The organism is Psychrobacter sp. Ps2, assembly GCF_022129405.1.
In the GTDB taxonomy this organism is placed as follows: Bacteria; Pseudomonadota; Gammaproteobacteria; order Pseudomonadales; family Moraxellaceae; genus Psychrobacter.
In genome coordinates this window covers 1-18,895 of record NZ_JADQAM010000055.1, presented here as the reverse complement: position 1 = coordinate 18,895, position 18,895 = coordinate 1, and the positions used below count along the sequence as shown (strand labels likewise).

At 42.5% G+C, this 18,895-nt stretch carries 15 protein-coding genes; 5 read left to right on the top strand and 10 right to left on the bottom strand.

What is annotated here, in order from left to right:
• The first annotated feature begins 1 nt into the window (after nt 1).
• On the top strand, nt 2–268 hold the full coding sequence (locus I3254_RS08390; protein ID WP_101204603.1) for a DksA/TraR family C4-type zinc finger protein: 267 nt from the start codon (nt 2–4) through the stop codon (nt 266–268).
• A gap of 253 nt (nt 269–521) precedes the next feature.
• Here the strand turns inward: I3254_RS08390 and I3254_RS08385 are convergent, their stop codons facing one another.
• Nucleotides 522–1,751: a GTP-binding protein gene (locus I3254_RS08385; RefSeq protein WP_269117528.1), complete on the bottom strand. Its 1,230-nt coding sequence runs from the start codon at nt 1,749–1,751 to the stop codon at nt 522–524.
• 67 nt (nt 1,752–1,818) lie between these two features.
• On the bottom strand, nt 1,819–2,577 hold the full coding sequence (gene ompR / locus I3254_RS08380; protein WP_102093351.1) for a two-component system response regulator OmpR: 759 nt from the start codon (nt 2,575–2,577) through the stop codon (nt 1,819–1,821).
• Between the two features lie 378 nt (nt 2,578–2,955).
• Here ompR and I3254_RS08375 point away from each other — a divergent pair, with 378 nt between their 5' ends.
• Nucleotides 2,956–5,502, top strand: coding sequence for a Tex family protein (locus I3254_RS08375; protein ID WP_238052500.1), 2,547 nt, complete (start codon nt 2,956–2,958; stop codon nt 5,500–5,502).
• 102 nt (nt 5,503–5,604) lie between these two features.
• On the opposite strand, the gene I3254_RS08370 is transcribed toward I3254_RS08375, so the two are convergent.
• Nucleotides 5,605–6,201: a hypothetical protein gene (locus I3254_RS08370; RefSeq protein WP_238052499.1), complete on the bottom strand. Its 597-nt coding sequence runs from the start codon at nt 6,199–6,201 to the stop codon at nt 5,605–5,607.
• A gap of 752 nt (nt 6,202–6,953) precedes the next feature.
• Nucleotides 6,954–8,240, bottom strand: coding sequence for a saccharopine dehydrogenase NADP-binding domain-containing protein (locus tag I3254_RS08365; RefSeq protein WP_238052497.1), 1,287 nt, complete (start codon nt 8,238–8,240; stop codon nt 6,954–6,956).
• A 502-nt stretch (nt 8,241–8,742) separates the two neighbouring features.
• Here I3254_RS08365 and I3254_RS08360 point away from each other — a divergent pair.
• Nucleotides 8,743–8,898 carry a DUF1328 domain-containing protein gene (locus I3254_RS08360; RefSeq protein ID WP_082624527.1) on the top strand — a complete coding sequence of 52 codons (156 nt, stop codon included), beginning with the start codon at nt 8,743–8,745 and terminating at the stop codon, nt 8,896–8,898.
• Nucleotides 8,899–9,030: 132 nt separating this feature from the next.
• Here the strand turns inward: I3254_RS08360 and I3254_RS08355 are convergent, their stop codons facing one another.
• The 4 genes from I3254_RS08355 to I3254_RS08340 all read right to left on the bottom strand — a co-directional run bounded on the left by I3254_RS08355 (nt 9,031) and on the right by I3254_RS08340 (nt 12,780).
• Nucleotides 9,031–9,324 carry a 4a-hydroxytetrahydrobiopterin dehydratase gene (locus I3254_RS08355; RefSeq protein WP_057757953.1) on the bottom strand — a complete coding sequence of 98 codons (294 nt, stop codon included), beginning with the start codon at nt 9,322–9,324 and terminating at the stop codon, nt 9,031–9,033.
• Nucleotides 9,325–9,481: 157 nt separating this feature from the next.
• The gene (locus tag I3254_RS08350) at nt 9,482–9,775 is read right to left on the bottom strand and encodes a GNAT family N-acetyltransferase (RefSeq protein ID WP_179797928.1); all 294 of its coding nucleotides are present in this window, start codon (nt 9,773–9,775) and stop codon (nt 9,482–9,484) included.
• A 198-nt stretch (nt 9,776–9,973) separates the two neighbouring features.
• A complete protein-coding gene (locus I3254_RS08345) occupies nt 9,974–11,422 on the bottom strand; it encodes an acyl-CoA desaturase (RefSeq protein WP_238052496.1) in 1,449 nt (482 codons plus the stop codon).
• 158 nt (nt 11,423–11,580) lie between these two features.
• Entirely contained in the window at nt 11,581–12,780 is a 1,200-nt protein-coding gene (locus I3254_RS08340; RefSeq protein WP_238052495.1) for an iron-sulfur cluster-binding domain-containing protein, read from the bottom strand.
• Between the two features lie 450 nt (nt 12,781–13,230).
• On the opposite strand from I3254_RS08340, the gene ettA reads away from it, so the two are divergent.
• A complete protein-coding gene (gene ettA / locus I3254_RS08335) occupies nt 13,231–14,892 on the top strand; it encodes an energy-dependent translational throttle protein EttA (protein WP_057757965.1) in 1,662 nt (553 codons plus the stop codon).
• A 102-nt stretch (nt 14,893–14,994) separates the two neighbouring features.
• On the opposite strand, the gene plsB is transcribed toward ettA, so the two are convergent.
• On the bottom strand, nt 14,995–17,787 hold the full coding sequence (plsB, locus tag I3254_RS08330) for a glycerol-3-phosphate 1-O-acyltransferase PlsB (RefSeq protein WP_238052494.1): 2,793 nt from the start codon (nt 17,785–17,787) through the stop codon (nt 14,995–14,997).
• A gap of 247 nt (nt 17,788–18,034) precedes the next feature.
• Here plsB and ybaK point away from each other — a divergent pair, with 247 nt between their 5' ends.
• Nucleotides 18,035–18,523, top strand: coding sequence for a Cys-tRNA(Pro) deacylase (ybaK, locus tag I3254_RS08325; RefSeq protein WP_238052493.1), 489 nt, complete (start codon nt 18,035–18,037; stop codon nt 18,521–18,523).
• 78 nt (nt 18,524–18,601) lie between these two features.
• Here the strand turns inward: ybaK and I3254_RS08320 are convergent, their stop codons facing one another.
• Nucleotides 18,602–18,889: a transposase gene (locus tag I3254_RS08320; RefSeq protein ID WP_346015381.1), complete on the bottom strand. Its 288-nt coding sequence runs from the start codon at nt 18,887–18,889 to the stop codon at nt 18,602–18,604.
• Between the last annotated feature and the right edge of the window lie 6 nt (nt 18,890–18,895).

Here is an 18,895-nt window from a genome sequence, read left to right as displayed (position 1 = left end):
TATGGCAGGTGGCTGGTCAAGAGATGGTGCTGAGCACGAACAAATGGATGCAACGGTCAATGATGCATTGGAGCGAGCGCGACGTTCGTTGCCGACAGGGGTAAGTGCTGAGCTGTGTGACGAATGTGGTAAGCCTATTCCAGAGGCAAGGCGACTGGCAGTGCCCGGTATTCAGCATTGTGTTAGTTGTCAGACGGAGCTTGAACAAGAAGCAAAAGCAGCTGAGCTATTTAATCGTCGTGGTAGTAAAGACAGTCAATTGCGTTAAAAAATAGTTAGGGCGTGTCCTCAATTCAATCGATAGTCATCTAAATGGGTTAAAAATGACTAAATCTTGCCAAACGGCGTCAAATAGCTGACTAATATCTCGATATTATCTGCGCTATTTTTCTTGTTTGACTGCGATTTATCTTATTTTTATCACCATTTTTAAAATGAGGACACGCCCTAGTTGCGTTGAAAAAAGAAAGGGCGGACATTGCTAGATAAAATAGCAATGCCTGCCCTTTTTATGCTTATTGCTATATAACCAGTGCCATCAGTTCGCGATCGCACTCTTCCCAATCTATCAAGGCCGATGATGCTTTGGCACCATTCTCAGTTTCTAATTTTTCTGTAGCTTTGTCGACAGCATTTGTATCGACAGTATTGTCTAATTGCAAAATAATTTCCAATCGACTATCAGTCTGTGGGTCGATGGTTCTGGTAGTTAGACTACCAGGGTTAAAATTGATCTGCATCCAGCCATCAGAAGTATGTACCACGCCTTTGATACGTTGCCAGTTTGGCAATGCTAACAACCAATTCTGTAAATCGTCAGCGTTTAGTATGTAGTGTGTAGGTAGTCGCCATCCTGCCAATTGAAAGTCTTGCTGCTCTTCATGGTAGCGATAGGGCAGACCACTATTAGCACTAGCCTGAGCTTTAGTCTCATCGGTAGATGAACTCGATGATGGTACAGTTGCTAAAGAATTGGCTGGAGACTGTAAACCAATCATCGATTTTTTAGGATTAGAGATAGTGACTTTTCGTTGATTCGAAATGATAGAGCTAGGCTGATTCAGTTGGTCGTTTAACGTAGACGAATATGCATCTGTTACAAGACTATCTGATGAAGCTGTTGTCTCAGATGCTGTTAGTCCTGATGCTGCCCAAATGATTTTTACTTGTGAATTTAGCTTGGCTATCCATTCTACCAAGGCTTGTTTTTCGCTAGTATCTAATTGGGTATAACGATTGATTATCAGCACATCGGCATCGCGGACATGCGCTTGAAAACCATCATGATCACGATACTTAATCTGTTGCCACTGCTCGCCATTCAGTATGGTTATTACCGCATTCATCTGTAAGGCAGTTTGCCAATGCGGCGCACTGAGTTGTAGTATCAGCTCACGTGGATGTGCCAAACCTGTGGGCTCGATTAACAATCGCTGTGGATGATGTTCACTGAGCAGGCGACTGATTGCAATTTGTAAGGGCAGCTGACTGGTGCAGCAAATACAGCCACCACTGACCTCACGAATGGCGATATTCTTTTGCTCAAGATCGTTATCTTGGGAGCTTGCTAGGAGTGCGCCATCAATACCGATACGGCCAAACTCATTGATTAAGAGAGCCCAGCGTTCGTCATTCGGTTTCGAGGCCAGTAACTGATTAATTACGGTGGTTTTGCCAGCACCTAAAAACCCTGTCACTAACGTGCAGGGTATGTTTTGAAAAATAATTGGGTTTTTCACAAATAGGCTCATCATATTGGCGCGTGTTTGTGAGTAACCAAACACGGCCTATATTAAAAGAAATTAGATCAGTCAAAAGTTATTCACTCTTGATGGTTTCTACCTCAGCTTCATCAGGAACGAACACATAACCAACGCCCCAGACGGTCTGGATATAACGCGCTTGTGAAGGATTGTCTTCAATCAGACGACGCAGACGTGATACTTGGACGTCGATAGAACGCTCCATCGCACCCCATTCACGACCACGAGCAAGGTTCATCAATTTATCACGGGTCAATGGCTCACGTGGATGCTGTACCAATGCCTTTAGTACTGAAAACTCACCTGTCGTCAACGTCACTACGTTACCATCACGTTTGAGGGTACGAGTCGATAGATCTAACGTCCATGGTCCAAATTCAACCACTTCTAGCTGATGACTTGGTGCACCTGGTAGCTCACGGTTTTGACGACGCAGTACAGCTTTGATACGAGCCAATAGCTCTTTTGGGTTAAAAGGCTTAGGTAGATAATCATCTGCACCCGCTTCTAGACCTGCGATACGGTCAGCATCGCCACCCTTAGCAGTAAGCATAATGATAGGAATATCTGCATTGTCTTCACGCAGACGCTTACAGATACTGATACCGTCTTCGCCTGGTAGCATCAAATCGAGCACGACTAAAGAGAAAAGCTCACGTTGCATCAATTTGTCCATCTGACTGCCGTCATGAGCGGTACGAACGACAAAACCGTCGTCTTCTAGGAAGCGTTGCAACAAAGAGCGCAGACGAGCGTCATCATCGACGACTAAAATACGCTGAGTCAACGTGTCAGGGCTGTTGTTATCAGTCATACAGGCATCCTTTTATAAAAATTATTGTTATCAGAAACTACAAGTAAATAGCTATGAGCAAAAACACTGCCACTAATTATCATTATTTAATTATTGGTTACGAATAAGCACTTCATAAAATTAAAAACTATTGTTCAATATGTCAGCACATATCAATATTTGTGTTATTGATACTTTAGTGTATAAGATTGCACCGAGAATTGCATCACCCATGATAATAAATGCTGTATGCGTTTGTTTAACAAGTCCATAGGATGTGTGATATAGAACGATTTGCGTCCTAAAATGTGCAATAAATAACGAAAAGATAAAAAGGATTTTTATTCATGCAGCTTTTGCTATAATGCAAAGCTACATTTCTCAACGATTGATACGTATATGAGTAGCACTGATACCTTAACGTCATCTCAAACCTCGACAAATGCACAGGTTTTAGATGCAACCACACACGCGAATATTCACGACAAGCTTGCTCGCGCGCTTGGCATTAAGACTGCTCAAGTCAATGCGTTTGTCAAACTTTATGATGAAGGCGCGACGGTTCCTTTTATTGCGCGTTACCGCAAAGAAAAGACTCAGAATCTTGATGATGCGCAGCTGCGTGCTTTAGAGAAGTCGCTTAATTATGAGCGTGACATGGCAACACGTCGCCTCAAAATTACTGAGCTGTTAAGCACTCAAGGCAATCTGACTGATGAGCTACAGACGCGTATTGATAATGCGACGTCTAAGCTTGAGCTTGAAGACATCTATCTGCCATATCGTCCGCGTCGTCGTTCACCTGCTGCTAAAGCTCGTGCCGCTGGTCTTGATACTGCTGCCCAAGCGGTTTTGACCCAAGAAATCACTCCGACAGATGCCTTGGCTGATTATCAAGTCCAGTCAAGTATCACTGATGACAGTGGTAATGAAATTGAGGTTGATTTTAGCGATATTGAAAAACAGCTCGCGGGTTTACAAGCGATTATCGTTGATGAATGGACACAAGCATTGGGTTTGTTGGACAATTTACGCAGTGGTTTTGCCAAAACTGCCAGTATCGTATCGAGCGTTGCGAGCGAAGAAAAGCGCGAAGTTGGCGAAAAATTCAAAGACTACTTTGAGCATAGCGAAAGCCTTGCTCGATTGCCAAATCATCGCCTATTAGCAATGTTACGCGGTCGTCAAGAAAACGTCTTGGGTCTAAAAATTGAAGGCGAAGACGCACCATTTATCGAAAAAATCATCAGTCATTTCGATGTCGATGCCAAAGCGCCAGCAGCACGCCATGAGTTTTTGGCAGAGGCAGCCAGTAGCTTGTGGAAAGACAAATGGCGTCCGCATATCGAGCACCGCTTGTTAACTGAAAAGCGCCTAGCCGCAGAGGCAGATGCGATTGATGTGTTCGCTAGCAACTTACAGCATTTATTAATGTCTGCACCTGCAGGCCCTAAAGTAATCTTAGGTGTCGATCCTGGTATCCGTCATGGCGTAAAAATGGCCATCGTCGATGCGCAAGGTCATGTCATGTCAGACAGCGAAGAGAAACCTGTCATCGCGACAGTGTATCCGTTTGCACCTGATAATAAGATGGATGAAGCCAAAAAAGTCATCGATACGCTGTTGAGCACTTATAACGTTGATTTGGTCGCTATCGGTAATGGTACGGCAAGTCGCGAAACAGATGCGATGATCAAAGAGATTTTGGCTACAAATGATGCACTAAAAGCCAAAGCCGTTATCGTTAATGAGTCAGGCGCGTCTGTTTATTCAGCGAGTGAACTTGCTAGTGATGAGCTGGCCAATCTAGACGTTTCTGTACGCGGAGCGGTTTCTATCGCGCGTCGCTTGCAGGATCCATTGTCAGAGCTTGTTAAAGTTGATCCAAAAGCCATTGGCGTTGGTCAATATCAGCATGACGTCAATCAAAACCAGCTTGCAGACAGTCTAGATAAAGTAACTCAAGATAGCGTGAATGCTGTGGGTGTGGATGTGAATACAGCCAGCCCAGCTATCTTAGCTCACATCGCAGGTCTTAACCGCAATGTGGCGCAGCAAATCGTCACTTATCGCAAAGAGCACGGTGCATTTGATAGCCGTGAAGCGCTTAAAAACGTCCCACGTCTAGGTGCTAAGACATTTGAGCAGGCAGCTGGTTTCTTGCGTATTCATAATGGTAGCAATCCATTAGATGCCACTGGTGTGCATCCAGAGAGCTATGCATTGGTCGATAGTTTACTCGCACAAGCGGGCAAGCCATTGTCAGAAGTCATCGGTAATGATGGCGTGTTAAATACGATTGATACGACTACATTGGCTGCTAACGATGATAATGTCAGCGTAAAAGCGATTATCGAAGAGCTAGCTAAACCTGCTCGCGATCCTCGTCCTGAGTTTAAAACGGCCAATTTCCGTGATGATGTCAATAGTATCAAAGATTTGAGCGAAGGTATGCAGCTTGAAGGCGTGGTCACAAACGTAACGGCCTTTGGCTGTTTCGTTGATGTCGGTGTACATCAGGATGGTTTGGTCCATATATCTCAGATGGCCAATGACTTTGTCGCAGATCCCATGAACCGTGTCAAACCTGGCGATATCGTTTCGGTTCGTGTTATCTCTATCGATGAAAAACGTGGTCGTATCGGATTTAGCATGAAACCTGAATCTGAAAAACCTGTACGTACGGCTGCCAAGTCTACGACAGCTAGTACAGATGGTGAGAAAACCAGTCGTCCACGCAATAATAACGCAAATAGTGACCGTCCAAATAATAGCCGTCCAGCTGCTGACAAACGTCCGTCTAAGCCACGTGGCAAGCGTCAGGATAAAGACAACGCGAGCAATCGTAGTAAGCCAGTAAAAAATGATAAAGCTGAAGCCCCAAGTAAAATGGGTACACTTGGTGCCTTATTACAAAAAGCTGGCGTGACTAAAAATAAGAAATAATCAAAATTGAAATAGCTAGCATAGATAGTTTAATATAAAAAAGGGCAGCCAATAGGCTGCCCTTTTTATGTTTGTTAATATACTTAAATATTAATGGCCATATTAACGATTTAAAGCAATACGGCGGTTTTCTTTAAACTGTACATTTGCTGGCTGAGTGGCTAATAACTCACCACGGTTGTCTTTTTTCTTTTCTTGCAAGGTACTAGTAGCATTTGCCGTTTTATTGTTAGAAGCGGCTTCACCAGCGATTAAAGGCTGATAGTCTGCATTGCTATGCTGCATGTTTGGCGTTTGCGTACGTTGGGTAGACTGTGTAGAGGCTGCACCCGTTGTCGTTGGCACGTTACCGTTCATAGTAGGCATATTACTATTGCTCATAGTGCCAGCTTTATCATTCACCTTGTCATTAGATTCGTTCACTCTGTTGTCAGAGTTGTTCATACTCTTGTTCGAATCATTCATTTCACTACGAGAGTCGTTCATCTTATTGCTAGAGTCATTGATATTGACATGGCTAGGCTGTGCAGCTCCCAATTTACCAGTTGGTCCTTCTACACCGACTTGTACATTGCTTTTGACAGAGCTACTTGGCATACGTGATTGCATAGAATCACTGCTGTTGGTCGGCATAGCCATTGCAAGTGTAGGCAATGCAAGCGTAGTACCTAAAATTAACGATAAAATATTCTTTTTCATTATAAAGCTCCCATATGTATTATTAGTAATAATTAAAAACGATAACTCATATTTAATGATAAGCCGTTTTTACTCAAAGGTGTCTGTAAATACTGTATGCAAATTATCAACGATGTAGTTTATATTTCAGTAGCGAACTCATTAAGGTTCTAACAGTTTAATGTTTTCTTGTGACGTTATGAAACTGCCATACTTAAAGTCTAGTCGTTATATTAACTTCTAGATTTCCCCAAAACTCATTAATAGTAAAGGTTTCTTGTGTTATTAAAGCTGTTAATAAATGAGTCTGATAATAATAAATATTTACCGATGTCTCTAGTATTAAAAATATGGATATTTGATTAATTATAGTTATTATTCGAACTTAGGTAACTGTTATTAATAGTTTTTTGAGTGCGATCTGTCAGTATTATAGAAATTTTTGTCAGTAGTTTTTATTTATAATTCAAAGCCAGTGTTTAGATAATTCTTAAGTTCTATTATATAAATCCTTTGATAACATATACTTCATTAAAATAATGTTTACATATAATTTTTCTACAATATCTATAAAACGATAGTAGCAATATTGGATTAATGGTTAGTATCATAAAGTATTAAATAATCGGTAAACAGAAACATTGTTCACCAAAAAAATACGTTGTTCTTAATTTAATCTTCGTCTAAATATTTAGAGTAAACCATAAAAAAACCGTATCTCGAAACCAAGATACGGTCATAAAGACATTGAGCCTTTGTCATCATGCGATAGATTAACTATCAATCACTTCAAAGCTAAGACCAGAATGCGCTTCTAAGCGTGTTATTAGCTTATCTCCCATCGCAGATGCTGGTGTCCAGAACCCACCGCCAACGTCCTCTTTGCTTATATCTTGTGCCAGACATAATGCCGCCTGCGAAATCATGCGAGAAGTACTGCCGTAACCAGGATCTCTATCACCTGTTACTTTAACGGTAATAGTGTCATTTTTGGCCGTTTGTCCAAAGTGACGAATATCAAAGTAGCCGTTCTCTTGCTCGTCCTTAGAAGGGCCTGAGCCAGCTTTTGGTAAGACGTGCTTGGATAGTAACTCGCGACTTGGTTTAATCATCATTGCAGTGGCAAAGCCCAATAAACCTGCGCTCATAGCATAGCTAGACAGTTTTCCTTTGACGCCATCTTTCATCCACATTGCTTCGTCATACTTGAAATCGCGACCGTACTCATAGCTGAGTAATTGGTTAGTGCGATGGACGATACGCGTATTGATGGTCGCCATGACGAACGGTGCTAACCAGCGCTTATGATTGCTGTCATATACTGGTTTGCTAACATTATCCTGACGTACGTTTGGTGCATCACTATCATCGTTTAACAGGTATGGATTGGCTACTTGTTTGCGACGTGCTTTGTCCTCACCAGCTTCTTCAAATATTGATGCCATCGATGCGATAGTACCGCCTGAGATACCACCTTTGGCTGCTTTGACACGCATATGGATGACATTACAGGTCTCGCCGAACTTTTCTTCTGCCTTAGCTTGGGTAAAGTACGCGCCCAAATCTGATGGGATAGAATCAAAACCACAAGAATTGACGATACGAGCACCGCTCTGCTTGGCAGTGTCTTGGTACTTGTCCATCATATCTTTGATGAAAATAGCCTCACCAGTAAGATCGACATAATCTGTACCGTTTTCAGCACAAGATTTGATCAGTGGCTCACCATATTTCAGATATGGGCCTACAGTAGAGATGATGACTTGAGTTTGCTTTGTCATCTTATCAAGGCTGGCAGCATCATTACTGTTGGCAATAATAATGTCTACCTTGCTCTCAAGTTTGGCCTGTAGCTTATTAAGCTTGTCTTCATCACGACCTGCGATCGCCCATGATACGTTTGAGCCATCTTCGTTCTTATTATTTGATAAAAAATTGGTTAAATAGTGAGCAGTGATCTGACCGACGAAGCTAGTCGCACCATATAGAACGACAGCATAAGGGCGTGTGTTGCTGCTGGTTTTTTGTGTAGATTTTTCAGTATCCGTATTGGTATCCATATGTATTGTCCTTAATAGATTTGAGAATAGGTGGATAGTAAACTATAAACCAAGTCGTTTGATTAGGTTAGGGGTTTGTGAGGTCGCTACAGTTTATAGTTTGCAGCCTACCTCCCATACAACATCACGTATAACGTTAGAAATTTAAAATAGTTCTGCATGCAATTGGAAGAGTAGCGTTCAGTAAAAGAGTATTCAATAAAAGGACATTCAGGTAAAAAGCGCTTACTTTAAGAACTCTCAGTTAAATAACGTTGCATTCAGAAATATAATTCTATTTTGAAAATATCATCTATTAAAGAAAAAGAGGTATGAGACATTAACAGTTACTACAAACTTTACATAACCTACCGATATTATTACTAAAATGAACGTTTTCTAGAGAGGAACGTTGCTAATCTATAAGCGTAAACAGTAATAACTAGCATTAGATAAAAACAAGTTAAATAGATGCTATATAAATTCTAATATCTGTTTTTTACCATTATTTGAGGAGAAGATTATGTTTCGTTGGGCTATTATTTTTGCAGTGATCGCATTACTAGCGAGTTTCCTAGGTTTCGGTGGTGTCGCAGGATTGTCTGCTAATTTGGCATACATTTTCTTAGCAGTCGCTGTGATTTTGTTTATCGTTGCCTTTGTCAGTCGTAAGATGTAAACACAGCTTATCGTTGTAAATACCTACTATAAAAAAGACCCTCAATTGAGGGTCTTTTTTGTCTGCTTTAACGAAGGTAATCGTTAGAAAGCTAAAATAATCGGCATCAAGGCATACGTTGTAGACTTGCTACTACAACCGTTTGGGTTGAATGATATGCTCCATGCGTTTGGCTAAACGAATATCCAGACTAGATATGCCACCTGTGTCGTGGTTGGTTAAACGAACTTCAACGATATTGTAGGTATTACGCCATTCTGGATGGTGCTCAAGCGCTTCAGCATGAAATGCCGCTTGATTCATAAAGCTCATAGCCTCGATAAAATCGCTAAAATGATAGGTTTTGACGATGCTATTGCCGTCACGCTGCCAGCCAGCCAGCTCTTCTAGCTGTAGATTGATTTGTTTGTCAGATAAACTACTCATATTAATAACCTTTATTGTTATGTCGAATTGGTTTATTAAAAGTGGTACTAGGGTACATCTCCTATGCTAAATAAATATCTACATATTTTTCTGCTTTGCCCGATATCACTTAACTGAGCTTCGTTAACGAATTAATTGAACCTAACTACGTAGCCAATTAAATTAAATCTTGATACTCAGGATGTTTGCTAATGTATGACGCGACAAATGAGCATTGTGGTATCACTTTCTTGTCTTGCTCACGTGCATAATTCAATGCGTGCTTAACGAGTGCTGAACCAACACCGCGGCCACCCAGTTGCTGCGGTACGATAGTATGATCGTAGACCAACTTGTCAGCACTTTCCTGATAGCTAATATAACCTGTCTGACCATCGATAGAGGTCTCAAAGCGGTTCGCTGCTTGATTATGAATAATTTCTAGATTTGGTTTAGAGGTTTGGTTACTCATTAATATACTCCATTTCTTATTATCAAATTTTTATTAGTAACTAAATTCTTATTAATTTAATAGTACCAGTTTAGTATGTAGGTTTGATGCTTAATAATCTAGACCCTTACCGTAATGGTTGATAGGACGACTGTTAACGTCATCTATATCTTCCGTCCTACCTTATCATGGCCGTATCTAGTTGCAAATATGAATATGTCACCATGCATAGGAGATAGCTTTACGGACGACTGGAGGCAAAAAGCGAGTGAGACCATCAGTGTTCTCTATCGCTAATTTGTTTTCTAAATTGACAGCTGACCTATCATCTTTATGAGTAGTACTATCTGCATTTTTCGTTGACTGTACATAGGCTTGCCATTCTTTTTCACTAGGTTTGCTAAAGTGATAAATACGTCCCAGTACTTGCTTGAGTTGTGTGCCAAAGTGGCCAGTGTTATAGCTTAAACCATACTTACGGCATATGGCCTGTACCTGCGGCGCAATCTTTGCATAGTGGCCAGCTGGCATATCAGGAAATATATGATGCTCAATTTGGTGGGACAAGTTACCTGTCAAAAGATGGAACCATTTGCTGCCTTTGATATTGCTAGAGCCAAGGATTTGGCGTACATACCAGTCGCCTTTACTTTCATTGGCATCGAGATGGGTATAGATATGCGCTTGCTCAGTGAAATGCCCACAAAAAATTACCGCCCACGTCCATAGATTACGGACAGTGTTGGCAGTCATGTTACCGCTCAGCGTACTGAAGGCGCTACGACGACCTAGCGTCAGAGCAACTACAGACGGTAGTGCAATATAGTCTTTGCCTATTTGTCTTCCGATTTTGGCAAATAACGCGCGAGACTTTTGTTGCATGATTTTGTGCAGATCAGGGGAGTCGGCGTATTCATCTGCACTGATTTGGATGTCGTGAAAAGCTACTGCCCATTCAAAGCCAAATACCAGCACCGCGGTACTAAACATATTGTAGCGATCTTCTGGCGTCCAAGGCTGCTCGTCAGTCACTCGAATCAAGTGATAGCCTACGTCATGATCACGGCCAACAATATTGGTAAAAGTATGATGTAGATAATTATGAGAGTGTTGCCATAATGGAGCAGGGCAGACAATATCCCAGTCGAATTTTTGACTATTAAGGTGCGGGTGTTGCATCCAGTCATACTGACCATGCATGACGTTATGACCCAGCTCCATGTTGTTCAATATTTTGCTAAAGCTAAGTAAAGACGTACCTAGTAGCCAAGTAGCGACAAGACTGCGTTTCGATGGCATACGCCCAGCCGCTGCAAGTAGACCACGGGCAATAACTTCACTATATACCACGGTGGCATATATCCGCTGTATGTAGCGTGCATCTTCACTACCTAGCGAGTCCATTACACCTTTATGTAGCGCATTTAATTCTACTGCCAAGGCATCACTTTGAGGCTTTGATAGAGGAGCATCAGTTACTGTTGGGTAGCGAGTCCGTGTTGATGTGTCTGGCTGACCGCTATCATTGATTGCTTCATCATTAAGCTGCGAGTAAGGCGTTTGCGGCGTCAAAGGTAAAGGCGCATTTTTTGCTAGCTGTGCATCGGACAGCGGCGTCAAGATAGGCACAGCAGATTGTGGCGTAGTAACGGGTGGTAGTAAGCGCATAAATAAATCCTTAACCGAAACGGCATGAATAAGCAGCACTACATCCGGTTTGATAAATTATTTGAGTTTTAGCCTATAAAGTGACGTTTGTCTTTTATTTCTCATAGGTCGTCTAGCATATGTTCCCTATTAAGCCAGACGTTCTATTAAGCCAGTCATTAAACATCGAGAACCACATCAGTCATGGCAATATTGATACAAGTCTGAATAGACTCGTAACCATCCCCACTCACTTTCCCTGTTTGGATATTTTTGACCACGCCGCTGACTTTATTACAGCGGCACAACTGGCAAATACCTTGCCGGCAACCATGTGCTAGCCGTACATCTGCATTCTCAGCAGCAACCAGTATGATCGTGTCACTGCTAAACTGTCGTTGCCGTGACCGCAAATAGACAGTGTGTTCTTCTACAGGTATCGTTTTATCGAATGTTTGATTGCTACCGTTATCAACATTAGCTAGGGCATGACCAAAGTTCTCTACTAGGATGTTATCGCGCAGCTGTTCGTCTGTAGGTGTTATCTCTGCGGCGGCTTTATATAATCCAGCTAATAACGCTTGTGAACCGCAGGCAAATATTTGCGTATCTGATAGAGGTAAGTTTAGCGATAGCAGACCCTCTGCACTTAAGTATCGTGTGCCAGCCAAATAGGTAGTCGGCTCTTCAGTATGGATTAGATGATAAGTGAAGTATGGGTATGCCTCGTTCAGCTGTTGCCACTGATGTTGGAGCTTGGACAAAACAGTTCGACTGTAATGCAATAGAGTCACATGGTGGCCATTACTCAGGGCTTGAGTGATAAGTCCGAGCATGGGCGTGATACCGCTACCACCAGCGATAAATAGTAAAGGAGTGGGCTGCTTATTATCTGAGCCTTCCTGCACTGCTATGGATGTCTGTTCCAAAGTGAAATGACCAAGTGGCAGGCTTGTATCAACGACACTAGCCAGTGGCATCTGCTTGGTTAAATAGTCAGATACCAACCCTTGTGGTTTAATCGCGATAGTTACCGTATGGCGTTGGTCTGCTGTGTTACTACTGGTAGTATCATCGAGCCACCAGAGGGGTTGATGATCCAAGCCTACTATCGAGTAACTACGCTGGTAATAGACCCCATCGATAAAAACGCGCAAATCAAGATATTGACCGCCTTGCCAATCACCCATCACCTTAGAATTCTGCTGTTTAAAGGCTCTGTTGGTTTCGAATCGAAGTGCTATTAAATCATCACTTAATGTATAGCGTGCGATCAGGCGTAACTTAGGAGTCGTCAATGACCAAAACGGATGTAAGCGCGCTCCGATAAAATGGACAAACGCACGTTGAATAATTTCAGGGCGATAGCCGTTGGCCATATTATCAGTACCTTTATGATTGCTATAAAGTAGGTGTTGAGACGAACACAAAGTCAGATGAACAATCATTTTGATAATTAAATGTCAGACGGATCCACTCGACCTTGTTAAGCCACACTAACATGCTAACGGCTATTGATTAAATTTGCGAAAGTTTTGATGCTATTTTTTGTGGTCTTTATAAAACGCTAATGAATCAAAATGTTAAGTTAGTTCATTAAGGTAAGACTTCTTGAGTTACTTTTCCAACGCGAGTTTTATAGCCAAAGGGCATAGCCTGCTGTCAAAAACAGTAAAACAACTGGTAAAACAACCTGTCAGCTTGCAGGGTATGCGCCACAATGCGATAATGACCTATAATTTGTAACCCTGATTTTGAGGTACGGCACGCTTGGCATCATCGCTGAGTTGCATTTGCTGTTCTCTTCTATGCAGTCTATCGGAGTGTTAATGGCTCAATATATTTACACGATGAACAACGTGTCAAAACTTGTTCCCCCTAAGCGTGAAATCCTAAAAAATATCAACCTATCGTTTTTCCCTGGTGCCAAAATTGGTGTCCTCGGTATCAATGGTTCGGGTAAATCAACCTTGCTACGCATTATGGCAGGCGTGGACACTGAGTTCAGTGGTGAAGCACGCGCGCAAGCCGGTACCAAAGTTGGCTATTTGCCGCAGGAACCACAGCTAGATGACAGCAAAGACGTGCGTGGTAATGTCGAAGACGGTATGCGTGAAGCATTAGACGCGCTTGCTCGTCTAGATGCCATCTATGCTGAATACGCAGAGCCAGATGCTGATTTTGACAAACTTGCTGAAGAGCAGGGCAAAATGGAAGATATCATCCAATCATGGGATGCGCATAACCTAAACAACCAGCTAGAAAAAGCCGCCGATGCGCTACGTCTGCCACCATGGGATGCGGACGTTAGCAAACTGTCAGGTGGTGAGAAACGCCGCGTAGCACTATGCCGTCTACTATTGTCGCGCCCTGATATGCTATTACTTGACGAACCAACCAACCATTTGGACGCCGAGTCAGTCGCGTGGCTAGAGCAGTTCTTGCAGAACTACAGCGGTACTATCGTTGCCATTACCCATGATCGCTATTTCTTGGATAACGTCGCTCAGTGGATTTTGGAGCTTGACCGTGGCCATGGCTATCCGTATGAAGGCAACTATACTGAGTGGCTAGAGCAAAAGAACACGCGTCTAGAGCAGCAAAATAAGCAAGAAGAATCATTTGCTAAAGCGCTGAAAAAAGAGCTTGAGTGGATTCGCAAAAACCAAAAAGGCCAACAGGCCAAGTCTAAATCTCGTGTACAGCGTTTTGAGGAGTTGAACTCAACTGAGTTCCAGAAACGTAATGAGACTTCTGAGATTTATATTCCACCTGGTCCACGTTTGGGTAACAAGGTTATTGAGATTAATGACATCTCTAAATCATTCGGCGATCGTCTGCTATATGAAAACCTAAGCTTTAACGTACCAGCTGGTGGTATCGTTGGTATTATCGGTCCAAATGGTGCGGGTAAAACCACTCTGTTTAACATGATTACTGAGCGCGATACGCCAGATACTGGTTCAGTCGATTTGGGTGAAAGTGTTAAAGTTGCCTATGTCGGTCAGGTACGTGATCATCTAGATGACAACAAAACCGTGTGGGAAGAAGTCTCTGATGGCCTTGATATCATTACTGTTGGCGACTACACCACGCCAAGCCGTGCCTATATCGGACGTTTTAACTTCAAAGGCTCAGATCAGCAAAAGCACGTCGGTCAATTATCAGGTGGTGAGCGTAACCGTCTGCAGTTAGCGAAAACGCTGAAGCAAGGCGCCAACGTATTACTCCTCGATGAACCATCAAACGATTTGGATATCGAAACCTTACGTGCACTAGAGGATGCAATTCAAGTATTCCCAGGTACAGTAATGGTCGTATCGCATGATCGCTGGTTCCTTGATCGTATCGCCACCCATATCTTGGCATTCGAAGAAGAAGGCCCAGTTTGGTTCGATGGTAACTATACTGAGTTTGAAGCGTATCGTAAAAAGACAATGGGTGATGATGCCAGTCCTAAACGTGCCAAGTATAAGAAAATTACTAACTAATACGGCTGTTTAATATAGTCCAATCCAAAAAAAGACCGCTAATTGTTAGCGGTCTTTTTTTGTTTAGCTTAAAATCTTAAAGGGTATGGGTAGTCGTTAAAATTAACGCTTACGCCCAAACTTACGCTGCTTTTTATTACTAATCTCAGTAATCGCATGAGTGATTTCTTCTTCATCCAAACTAGCGACTTGCTGCAAGATTTGCATCATATCAGGCGTTAGTACGTACTTAGCATGATGAGCGATATCATTAATACGATGATCGAAAGTCAATATGCCTGTTTCATCATCTTTTTGTAGATAGTCAAGACGAGTCAACGCACTGATGAAGCTGGTAAACAAGGCGCGGTCAAAAAAGTCAGGAATATCATCTGCATAGAGCACAGACAAACGCTGCCCAAGCAAGTGACATAGGTCAACAACTTCGTTTTCAGTCAAATTACCAGAGCCTTGCTGAGCAAGTAAAGCAAGCGTCATAAAGTAACGCTCAAGGCTTTGTCCAACTGGAGTCGCAAGCACTTGCAGCTGCTGATAGTGCTTACTATTAGACTCAGGCACGCTGAGCGTATCATCACCCAATTCAACGATGAGCCCATGAGACAGCAAGTTATCAACTTTCTTATTGAGCGTATCAGCTAAGCCATGTGCTGGATAATATAAGAATAGCTCACTTTGTAAGAACGGATATAGCTGCTCAGCGATACTATCGAGACGGCTGCGTTTGATACGCCCGTTGCGTGCGACTAGTGCAGACAGGAACGACAGCAAAATAAAGACATGCAAAATGTTGTTACGGAAGTAACTGAGTAACGCTGCCTGCTTACCTGCGACTTGGATGATATCGCCTAAGATATGCGGCGTACGCTCAATAAGTTTTAACTTGATACCATAATCGATGATTTCCTGTGGCGTCATATCAGTGATAACCGTATCATCTGAGTAGACCAGCTGCTGAGCCAGACCTTGGTATAAAGCGATTTGCTCACGGCAGATGTTTTCATCTAACGCAGCTTTCGGTGCTGATAGCAGAACCAATGATAATAGCGAGACAGGGGTTACTACCGCAGCTTTATTGATATGCTGCATGACTTTCACACCGATGTTATCAACCATAGCGCTGGTTTTTTCATCAAGCGGCGAGTCAGTACGATCGGATGGCAAACTATTGGCTGGCACATCGAATTTTGTCATAAAATCGCTAAGATGCAACGGCGTACCAAAGCTTAAGTGCACATTACCAAAGATACGTTCGATTTTACGACCAACTTTGAGCAGCCCGATCAAAGACTCCGACTCTTTTGGTTTACCTTTTAGCTCACCGATATAAGTGCCACCTTCCATAATACGCTCGTAACCAATATAAGTTGGAATAAATACCACAGGCTTATTGGTTTGGCGTAATTGGCTATGGACGGTCATCGCTAGCATACCCATTTTTGGCGGTAGCAAGCGACCTGAACGTGAGCGACCACCTTCGATAAAGTATTCAATTGGGGTATTACGGGTAATAAGCGTATGCATATATTCGCGCAGTACAGCAGTATATAGTGCGTTACCACGGAAGCTACGACGAATATAAAAAGCAACGGCACCGCGTAATAGTGGGCCCAATACAGGTACATCTAAGTTATCACCTGCTGCGACATAAGGGATACTCAGACCGCGCTTGTAGATAACGTAAGACAGTAATAGATAGTCGACATGGCTGCGATGACAAGGCACATAAATCAGCTCATAATCGGTCGCAAGGTCACGTACTCGCTCGAAATGATGGACTTCTACACCGTCATACAACTGCGTCCACAGCCATGTCAGAAATTTATAAAAGCCTCTAATAATGGAATGAGAGTAGTCATTGACCATCTCATTAGCATAGCCTCTGGCCTGACTGCGAGCTTCTCGAACGCTGGTCCCTTTTTCGGCCGCTTCCATCTCGATCGCATGTTTGATCGCTGGCGAGTACACTAGCTTGTCTACCAAGTTGCGTCTATCTGATAAATCAGGGCCAAGCATACTGGCGCGCTGTTTATCTAAATAAATCGACAATTGCTGCTGCAACATACGAACCAGTTCACGATTACTATCAGCTGATGCAACTAGCGCATAGCTTGGTGTCTGCTCAGCGTCAGCTGCGGTATCAGTAGTAGTAGCGGCAGTTGACTCTATATCGAGTGAATCCGTCGCTGTTAAACTTGCTTTAAGAGCATCTGTAGCGACTGAGTCAAAGGTAGCAGGTCCTTCCACGTCGCCTTTGAGATTATCATTGATAATAGTACGTAAGTCTTGCGGTGGGTGAAACTGTACAAAAGTGTCGCGGCCCATCACCCCGATATTAAATAGTTGCTTGGTAATGCTAGGGTCTTGCCAGTTGTCGGCAGTTAGTAGCTTAAATAGCGAATCTTCTTTTTCAGGTGCGCGTCCCCACAGAATCGATACGGGCACTAGACGTACCTTTAACTCCGGATATTGCAACACAGCAGATACCAAGCGGGAAAGGCGAGGAGACAGCTGGCTGTCTTTAGCACTTGGGTGATTCAAAAATATGATGGCCGCATTTTCTTTAATATTATGGGCGGCATCATTTACTCCAACCAGTGCTGGCGGTAAATTGTGCTCTTGCGTCTGCAAGTCGATCAGAATACTATTGGAACGAGAATAGTCCTGTAATACATAAAATCTTAGCGTCTGATCATCATTGTCGAACTCAGGTAGCTCGCCTAATAACTTAGGTTTTACGGCGATATCGAGCATCTGACCTGACAGCTTACGATACAGCTGATTGATCGGTGCATTAGAATAAGGCTTAGTAGCGATTGCATTGCCATCAGTTTTAGCAGTGCCATCAGTCGCGACTGGCGCTTTAAAAATCCGTTTTTTTAAGAACTTCGGTATCATAATCAGTATCAAAAATAGTCAAATATGTTGCGCTTATGATGCCATAAAAGCCACCAAAGCGATATATAGTGTCTGTATATACTACCAATATTAATACGGTTTGGTTACGCTGTAGTGAGTGAGCAATTATACAAAATGCTCAAACATTTGAAAGTTCACATGTTTAGGGTAATAATATATTTATATCACCGATGACTCATAAATATAGCGTCTATTTTTCAATTTCATTTTATTAAGCCTAAAACTTATGACTCCAGCTATCGATCTTGCCAAAAAACGTAACCTTGATTACCAAGTACACGAATATACTCACGACAGCAATGCCGTATCGTTTGGTTTAGAAGCCGCAGAAAAACTTGGCGTAGCGGTGACACAGGTGTTTAAAACTCTAGTGGTGACCACTGATACGGGTGTACTTGCTGTGGCGATATTGCCAGTCGACAAGACACTTAACTTTAAAAAAATGGCTAAGGCGCTATCTTCTAACAAATTGCTATCTTGCAAAAAAGTACAGATGGCTGACCCCAAACAAGTAGAGCGTAGCACAGGCTATGTGTTGGGTGGCGTCAGTCCACTGGGTCAAAAAAAGCGACTAAAAACCGTGATAGATAGTACAGCTCAAGATCGGGCCACTGTCTATGTAAGTGGTGGCCGCCGCGGTCTTGAGATTGAATTGCCGCCTGCACAGTTGGCCGCGACGCTTGATGCTTGCTTTAGTGGTATTACTGATGAGTAAAATGTTATACGGTGGCTATCATCTGCCTATTACAAAATGGCCATGTCGACAATTTCGCTAAGCATATTTATGAGTAATCTATAGTTGATTCAATTTAAAATCGATACAGCCCATATCATGAAATAGTTTAGGTAGATTATTCTCCATCCAACCTTGTCGTAGAAACTTAGCTTGTGCCCATTTCTTTTCAATAGGATTTAAGTCAGGACTATAGGATGGTAGAAATAAAAGCCTGTGACCATGCCTATTCAGAAGACTTTTCACTCGTTTATGAAAACTGGCATTATCCATGACGATCACGCATTTAGTTTTAAGACTTGGGATTAGCGTGTATTTGCACCAGTGGTAGAATATGCTGCTGTTAATATTGTG